This is a genomic window from Streptomyces sp. XH2, from assembly GCF_049725035.1.
In the GTDB taxonomy this organism is placed as follows: Bacteria; Actinomycetota; Actinomycetes; order Streptomycetales; family Streptomycetaceae; genus Streptomyces; species Streptomyces roseoverticillatus.
This window is the reverse complement of record NZ_JBMMMZ010000029.1, coordinates 1-7,914: the sequence shown is the minus strand read 5'-3', so window position 1 is coordinate 7,914 and position 7,914 is coordinate 1. Positions and strand designations below refer to the sequence as shown.

At 70.4% G+C, this 7,914-nt stretch carries 8 protein-coding genes; 6 read left to right on the top strand and 2 right to left on the bottom strand.

The window, feature by feature from the left end; translation table 11 throughout:
* Positions 1-92: 92 nt before the first annotated feature.
* From ACOTKD_RS37425 to ACOTKD_RS37415, 3 genes are read left to right on the top strand one after another with little or no spacing between them, the layout of a single operon-like run.
* Complete coding sequence (locus ACOTKD_RS37425) at positions 93-1,379, top strand: M16 family metallopeptidase (protein ID WP_424893504.1); 1,287 nt, start codon at positions 93-95, stop codon at positions 1,377-1,379.
* A 35-nt stretch (positions 1,380-1,414) separates the two neighbouring features.
* On the top strand, positions 1,415-2,167 hold the full coding sequence (gene dapB, locus ACOTKD_RS37420; RefSeq protein WP_424893480.1) for a 4-hydroxy-tetrahydrodipicolinate reductase: 753 nt from the start codon (positions 1,415-1,417) through the stop codon (positions 2,165-2,167).
* Between the two features lie 5 nt (positions 2,168-2,172).
* Positions 2,173-2,631, top strand: coding sequence for a tetratricopeptide repeat protein (locus ACOTKD_RS37415; protein WP_106681805.1), 459 nt, complete (start codon positions 2,173-2,175; stop codon positions 2,629-2,631).
* 66 nt (positions 2,632-2,697) lie between these two features.
* On the opposite strand, the gene ACOTKD_RS37410 is transcribed toward ACOTKD_RS37415, so the two are convergent.
* A complete protein-coding gene (locus tag ACOTKD_RS37410) occupies positions 2,698-3,264 on the bottom strand; it encodes a hypothetical protein (protein ID WP_424893479.1) in 567 nt (188 codons plus the stop codon).
* A gap of 125 nt (positions 3,265-3,389) precedes the next feature.
* A complete protein-coding gene (locus ACOTKD_RS37405; RefSeq protein WP_424893478.1) occupies positions 3,390-3,632 on the bottom strand; it encodes a hypothetical protein in 243 nt (80 codons plus the stop codon).
* A 249-nt stretch (positions 3,633-3,881) separates the two neighbouring features.
* Here ACOTKD_RS37405 and thyX point away from each other — a divergent pair, with 249 nt between their 5' ends.
* The 3 genes from thyX to ACOTKD_RS37390 all read left to right on the top strand — a co-directional run bounded on the left by thyX (position 3,882) and on the right by ACOTKD_RS37390 (position 7,563).
* Complete coding sequence (thyX, locus tag ACOTKD_RS37400) at positions 3,882-4,604, top strand: FAD-dependent thymidylate synthase (protein WP_424893503.1); 723 nt, start codon at positions 3,882-3,884, stop codon at positions 4,602-4,604.
* A 189-nt stretch (positions 4,605-4,793) separates the two neighbouring features.
* Positions 4,794-5,696, top strand: coding sequence for a 4-hydroxy-tetrahydrodipicolinate synthase (gene dapA, locus ACOTKD_RS37395; protein ID WP_424893477.1), 903 nt, complete (start codon positions 4,794-4,796; stop codon positions 5,694-5,696).
* A 181-nt stretch (positions 5,697-5,877) separates the two neighbouring features.
* A complete protein-coding gene (locus tag ACOTKD_RS37390) occupies positions 5,878-7,563 on the top strand; it encodes a ribonuclease J (RefSeq protein ID WP_424893476.1) in 1,686 nt (561 codons plus the stop codon).
* Positions 7,564-7,914: the final 351 nt, after the last annotated feature.

Below are 7,914 nucleotides of genomic sequence, written 5' to 3'. Positions count from 1 at the left end.
GGCCGGCCGGTCGTCCCGGTAGGCCGCCCCCCCCCCCGGGGGGGGGGGGGCCCCTCGCCCGTACCCAAACGCTTCTCAAGGGCGAGAACGGCATCGGCACGGTCCGCCGCACCACCCTCCCGGGCGGCCTGCGCATCGTCACCGAGACCCTGCCGTCCGTGCGCTCCGCGACCTTCGGCATCTGGGCCAACGTCGGCTCCCGCGACGAGACCCCGGCCCTGAACGGCGCCACCCACTACCTGGAGCACCTGCTCTTCAAGGGCACGGCCAAGCGCAGCGCGCTGGACATCTCCTCGGCCATCGACGCCGTCGGCGGCGAGATGAACGCGTTCACGGCCAAGGAGTACACGTGCTACTACGCGCGCGTGCTCGACACCGACCTGCCGCTGGCCATCGACGTCGTCTGCGACATGCTCACCGGCTCGCTGATCGACGCGGCGGACGTGGACGCCGAGCGGGGCGTGATCCTCGAAGAGATCGCGATGACGGAGGACGACCCCGGCGACTGCGTGCACGACCTGTTCGCGCACACCATGCTGGGCGACACCCCCCTCGGCCGCCCCGTGCTCGGCACGGTCGACACCATCAACGCCCTCACCCGCGACCAGATCGCCCGCTTCTACAAGAAGCACTACGACCCCACGCGCCTGGTCGTGGCCGCCGCGGGCAACGTCGACCACGCCAAGGTCGTCCGCCAGGTGCGCGCCGCCTTCGACCGGGCCGGTGCCCTCAGCCGTACGGACGCGACGCCCGTCGCCCCGCGCTCCGGCGCCCGTACGATCCGCACCGCCGGCCGCGTGGAGGTGCTCGGCCGCAAGACCGAGCAGGCGCACGTCGTCCTCGGCATGCCGGGCCTGGCCCGCACGGACGACCGCCGCTGGGCGCTCGGCGTGCTCAACACCGCCCTCGGCGGCGGCATGAGCTCCCGGCTCTTCCAGGAGGTCCGGGAGAAGCGCGGCCTCGCCTACTCCGTCTACTCCTACACCTCGGGCTACGCCGACTGCGGCCTCTTCGGCGTCTACGCCGGCTGCCGCCCGAGCCAGGTCCACGACGTGCTGAAGATCTGCCGCGACGAGCTGGACAAGGTCGCGTCGGAGGGCCTGCCGGACGAGGAGATCAGCCGTGCCGTGGGGCAGCTCGCCGGCTCCACCGTCCTCGGCCTGGAGGACACCGGTGCGCTCATGAACCGCATCGGCAAGAGCGAGCTGTGCTGGGGGGACCAGATGTCGGTCGACGACATGCTGGCCCGCATCTCGGCCGTCACCCCGGACGAGGTCCGCGAGGTGGCCCGCGATGTACTGGGACAGCGTCCTTCGCTGTCCGTCATCGGCCCGCTGAAGGACAAGCAGGCGGCACGCCTGCACGAGGCCGTTTCTTAATCGCCTGGTCGATTGGTTCGAAGGAAGCAGGGACGATGAGCAAGCTGCGCGTGGCGGTCATCGGCGCCGGGGGCCGGATCGGCTCCGAGGCCGTACGAGCCGTCGAGGCCGCCGAGGACATGGAGCTGGTGGCCGCGCTGGGCCGGGGCGACAAGCTGGAGACGCTGACGGAGGCGGGAGCCCAGGTCGCGGTCGAGCTGACGCACCCCGACTCGGTCATGGAGAACCTGGAGTTCTGCGTCCGCAACGGCATCCACGGCGTCGTCGGCACCACCGGCTGGACCGAGGAGCGCCTCGCGCGGCTGAACGCCTGGCTCGACGCCTCGCCGTCGACCGGTGTGCTCATCGCCCCGAACTTCTCCATCGGGGCCGTCCTGACCATGACCTTCGCCCGGCAGGCGGCCCGCTTCTTCGAGTCCGCCGAGATCGTCGAGCTGCACCACCCCAACAAGGCCGACGCCCCCTCCGGCACGGCCACCCGCACCGCGCAGCTCATCGCCGCCGCGCGGCACGAGGCGGGCTGCCCCCCGCAGCCCGACGCCACCACGACGGCCCTGGAGGGCGCACGGGGCGCCGACGTCGACGGCGTGCCCGTGCACGCGGTGCGGCTCCGCGGCCTCCTGGCCCACCAGGAGGTGCTCTTCGGCGACACCGGCGAGACCCTCACCATCCGGCACGACTCGCTGCACCACAGCTGCTTCATGCCGGGCATCCTGCTCGGCGCGCGTCGCGTCGTCGCGACCCCGGGCCTGACGTTCGGCCTGGAACACTTCCTGGACCTGGGCTGAGCACCGTGCGCGCCAAAATCGTCTACTTCGCCCTGGCCGCCGTCCTGGTCGTCTACTTCGTCCTGGTCGGCAGCCGCGGTGTGATGCTCATCCAGCAGGGGACCGCCGTCACCGTCGCCTTCGGCGCGGCGGTGCTGGTCCTGCCGTTCATCGGCGCCTGGTTCCTCTACCAGACCACCCGGTTCGCGCGCGACGCCAACCGCCTCGCGCGGGAGCTGGACGCCGAGGGCGGGCTGCCGGTGGACGAGCTGGTGCGGACGCCGGGCGGCCGCATCGACCGGGACTCCGCGGACGCGGTCTTCGCCAAGCGCAAGGCCGAAACGGAGGACGCCCCGTCCGACTGGCGCGCCTGGTTCCGGCTGGCCGTCGCCTACCACGACGCCCGGGACACGCCCCGCGCCCGCAAGGCCATGCAGAGGGCGATCGCCCTCCACGACGGCAGGCCGGTGCGGGTGGACGCGTAGCGCCTCGCCGGCGGGCCTCCTTCGTCCGCCGCGGCGGCGAGAGGCCACGACGTAGCGGACGGCCGGTCAGCGGCGGAAGTCCGCCGCCCAGCCCTCCACCGCGTCGCACGCGATGTCGAACGCCTGGGGCCGGCCGAGGAAGTCCGCCCCGTGACTGGTGACGAGCGTCGCCAGCGGCGCACCACCCGCCCGCTCCACGACGACCGCCTGCCCCTGCACGGTGCGGGGGAGCCCCAGCCACCGCACGGGATGCTGGACGATGCGCACGGCCGTCACCTCCGCCCACGGCACCGTCTTCGCGGACAGCAGCCGTACGTGCCGCAGCCCGCGCTCGCCCACCCACACGCCCACCCGCACGAGGCGGACGGCCGTCACGATCACCAGGACGGCGACGGCCACACAGACGCCCGCCCCGGGCAGGGACCCGGCCACGGCGATGATCATCGCCGCGAAGAGGACGTACGAGGCGAGCAGCAGCAACAGCGCGGTGACGCCGACGCGCCACGGGCCGGGCCGGTACGGGCGGCGCCAGCGCGCCGGTTCCTCGTCGTACCCGGTGGGCGGAACGGCCGCGGCGGTGGCGGGCGCGAGCTCCTCGACGTCGCGGTCGGCGGTCAGAAAGGGCAGGGGCACGAGGGTTCCTCACTCATCAGCACGCACGCTCGAATGGCTGTGCCCGGTGAGGCTATAGAAAAGGGCGGGACCCGGGCACACCAGGGTCGGTGCGCCGGATCCCACCCTCGGTGGTCACCTGCCGGTCAGCGGCCGTCCGATGCCTCGGAACGCTGCGACTGGTGCGTGTCCTGCGTGGTGGGCTGCAGCGACGGCATCCCGAACAGCAGCGCCCCGACCAGCCCCGTCGCCACCGTCAGCCCCATGAGCACACGGCCGGCCATCTGCGAGCGGCTCGTGCGTTCTCGGGGCGGCGGCGTGACGTTGCTGCGGTAGCGCTCGGCCTCGGCGACGAAGGCGAACGGCACGGGCTCTCGCCGGCGGAACATGGGGGCTCTCCTAGGAACCTCGAAAAACGTGCTGTCGTACGTAAGGACGATCGAACGCCGTCAGTGGTGCCCGTTTTCAGTGACTTCTGTGAAAAATCTCAACCAGTGGGCGGCTTCCCCCGGCCGCGGCGGGGCCGTAGGGGCGCCGCTTGCGGACCCGTTGTCAGTGGTGGCCCGTAGGCTGGTCGCCGCCCGAGCACTGCAACTGGAAGGACCCCGCCGGTGACCGACAGCCCCACCGAGACCGCCATGGAAACCGAGCCGACGTTCCGCGGCGATGTGACCGTCGAGCTGGTCAAGCACAGCGCGGCCGACTCCGACGTGCTGTGGGCGGCCCGCGTCTCCACCGCCGGCGAGCAGTCCCTGGAAGAGATCACCAAGGACCCCGAGCGGTCCAAGGGGCTGATCAACTACCTGATGCGCGACCGCCACGGCAGCCCCTTCGAGCACAACTCGATGACGTTCTTCATCAGCGCGCCGATCTTCGTCTTCCGTGAGTTCATGCGCCACCGCGTCGGCTGGTCGTACAACGAGGAGTCCGGCCGCTACCGCGAGCTGCAGCCCGTCTTCTACGTCCCGGACGCCGAGCGCAAGCTCGTCCAGGAGGGCCGCCCCGGCAAGTACGTCTTCGTCGAGGGCACCGAGGCGCAGCACGAGCTCACCACGCGCGTCATGGAGAACACCTACCGCGAGGCCTACGAGGCCTACCAGGAGATGCTGGCCGCCGGCGTCGCCCGCGAGGTCGCGCGTTCGGTCCTGCCGGTCGGCCTGTTCTCTTCCATGTACGCCACGTGCAACGCCCGCTCGCTGATGCACTTCCTCGGCCTGCGCACCCAGCACGAGCAGGCGGCCGTGCCCTCCTTCCCGCAGCGTGAGATCGAGATGGTCGGCGAGAAGATGGAGGCGGAGTGGGCGAAGCTCATGCCGCTCACGTACGCCGCGTTCAACAAGAACGGCCGCATCGCCCCCTGACGGGGCAGGGCGGACGGGAAGTCGTACGGCCCGGTAGCTTAGGTGTCCGTATTGCGGCTTTTCGTGGCTTTAATCTAGTCTGAAAAGACGGACCCGGCACTGCTTGAACCCCCGAGCAGGCAGTGCCGGGATCCCTTTGGCACTCCCCGAGGGGGCACCTCACGGTGAGCAACGAGTAGCGTGGCCCTCATGGCTCCGACCTCCACACCGCAGACGCCCTTCGGGCGGGTCCTGACCGCCATGGTCACGCCCTTCACCGCTGACGGTGCACTCGACATCGACGGCGCGCAGCGGCTCGCCACCCACCTCGTGGACGCCGGCAACGACGGCCTGATCGTCAACGGCACCACCGGCGAGTCCCCCACCACCAGCGATGCGGAGAAAGCCCAGCTCGTACGGGCTGTGGTCGAGGCGGTCGGAGACCGCGCCCACGTGATCGCCGGAGCCGGCACCAATCACACCCACCACAGCGTCGAGCTGGCCCGCGCCGCCGAGAAGGCGGGCGCCCACGGCCTCCTCGTCGTCACGCCGTACTACAACAAGCCCCCGCAGGAGGGCCTGGTCCGGCACTTCACCGCCGTCGCCGACGCCACCGACCTCCCGGTGATGGTCTACGACATCCCCGGCCGCAGCGGTGTCCCCATCGAGACCGAGACGCTCGTCCGGCTGGCCGAGCACCCCCGCATCGTCGCCAACAAGGACGCCAAGGGCGACCTGTCCGCGGCGAGCTGGGCCATCGCCCGCTCGGGACTCGCCTGGTACTCGGGCGACGACATGCTGAACCTGCCGCAGCTCGCCGTCGGCGCCGCCGGCTTCGTCTCCGTCGCCGGCCACTTCGTCGCCGGTGACCTGCGCGCCATGGCCGACGCCTTCCTGTCCGGCGACAACGCCAAGGCCACGGCGATCCACCAGAAGCTGCTCCCGGTCTTCACCGGCCTCTTCCGCACCCAGGGCGTCATGACCACCAAGGCCGCCCTCGGCCTGCAGGGGCTGCCCGCGGGCCCCGTGCGGCTGCCGCTCGTCGAGCTCACCGAGCAGGAGACCGAGCAGCTCAAGCGCGACCTCACGGCGGGCGGCGTCCGGCTCGGCTGACGCCCCGCCCCGGCGGACCGGCTCCCGGGCCGGGCCGCCCACGGACTTCACAACTGAACACGCGAGTACTTCACAACTGAACACCGCAGACAACTGAACACCGCAAACAACTGCAAGTGCACGAAGGTCACGCGCGCCATATGTCCTGAGGGCATGTGGCGTGCGTGGTGAGGAGAGTCTTTTGAGCCACCCGCATCCTGAACTCGGTCCCCCGCCGAAGCTCCCCGAGGGCGGCCTGCGCGTCACCCCGCTCGGCGGCCTGGGGGAGATCGGCCGCAACATGACGGTCTTCGAATACGGCGGCCGCCTGCTGATCGTCGACTGCGGAGTGCTCTTCCCCGAGGAGGAGCAGCCCGGAATCGACCTGATCCTGCCCGACTTCTCGTCCATCCGTGACCGCCTCGACGACATCGACGGCATCGTGCTCACGCACGGTCACGAGGACCACATCGGCGGCGTCCCCTACCTGCTCCGCGAGAAGCCGGACATCCCGCTGATCGGCTCCAAGCTGACCCTGGCCCTCATCGAGGCCAAGCTGCAGGAGCACCGCATCCGCCCGTACACCCTCGAGGTCGCCGAGGGCGACCGCGAGCGCCTGGGCCCCTTCGACTGCGAGTTCATCGCGGTCAACCACTCCATCCCGGACGCGCTGGCCGTTGCCATCCGCACCCCCGCCGGCATGGCCGTGCACACCGGTGACTTCAAGATGGACCAGCTGCCGCTGGACCGCCGCCTCACCGACCTGCCGGCCTTCGCCAGGCTGGGCGAGGAGGGCATCGACCTGCTGCTCGTGGACTCCACGAACGCCGAGGTCCCCGGCTTCGTGCCGCCCGAGCGCGACATCTCCGGCGTGCTGCGCCAGGTGTTCGCGGGCGCGCAGAAGCGCATCATCGTGGCCAGCTTCGCCAGCCACGTGCACCGCATCCAGCAGATCCTCGACGCCGCCCACGAGTACGGGCGCCGCGTCGCCTTCGTCGGCCGCTCGATGGTCCGCAACATGGGCATCGCCCGCGACCTTGGCTACCTGCGGATCCCCGCGGGCCTCGTCGTGGACGTGAAGACGCTGGACGACCTGCCGGACGACGAGGTCGTGCTGGTGTGCACGGGTTCCCAGGGCGAGCCCATGGCGGCCCTGTCCCGGATGGCCAACCGCGACCACCAGATCCGGATCGTCCAGGGCGACACCGTCATCCTGGCCTCGTCCCTCATCCCGGGCAACGAGAACGCGGTCTACCGCGTGATCAACGGCCTGACCCGCTGGGGCGCGAACGTCGTCCACAAGGGCAACGCCCGGGTCCACGTCTCGGGTCACGCCTCCGCGGGCGAGCTGTTGTACTTCTACAACATCTGCAAGCCCAGGAACCTGATGCCGGTGCACGGCGAATGGCGCCACCTGCGGGCCAACGCGGAGCTCGGCGCACTCACGGGCGTGCCGAAGAACCACATCGTGATCGCCGAGGACGGCGTCGTGGTCGACCTGGTGGACGGCGCGGCGAAGATCGTCGGCAAGGTCCAGGCGGGTTACGTGTACGTGGACGGCCTCTCGGTCGGCGACGTCACCGAGACCTCGCTCAAGGACCGCCGCATCCTCGGCGACGAGGGCATCATCTCCGTGTTCGTCGTGGTCGACAGCACGACGGGCAAGGTGGTGAGCGGGCCGCAGATCCAGGCCCGGGGCTCGGGCATCGACGACGCCGCGTTCTCCGCGGTCGTCCCGAAGATCGAGGAAGCGATCGGCAAGTCCGCGTCCGACGGGGTCGTGGAGCCGCACCAGCTCCAGCAGCTCGTCCGCCGGACGATGGGCAAGTGGGTCTCCGACACCTACCGCCGGCGCCCGATGATCCTCCCCGTGGTCGTCGAGGTCTGACGCTTCGTCAACCGAACGGACGGCCGCCCCGCTGCCGATTTGCATCCGGGCGCGGCCGTCCAGTAGGTTTACGGCTCCACCGCGAGGGGAACCCCCAACGTTCGTGACGAACGTGAAGGATCGTTCCGAGGCGGTGGGAAATTCCGACCGGAGAGATCTGATAAAGTCGGAATCACCGCCGGAAAGCGAAAGCTGAAAGGCGAAACCCCGCTCCAACAGGGGGTCGGAAACGGAATTCGGACCGGAAACGGACCGGAAAACGGATCTGGTAAGGTTGGAAACAACGAAGGGAAGCGCCCGGAGGAAAGCCCGAGAGGGTGAGTACAAAGGAAGCGTCCGTTCCTTGAGAAC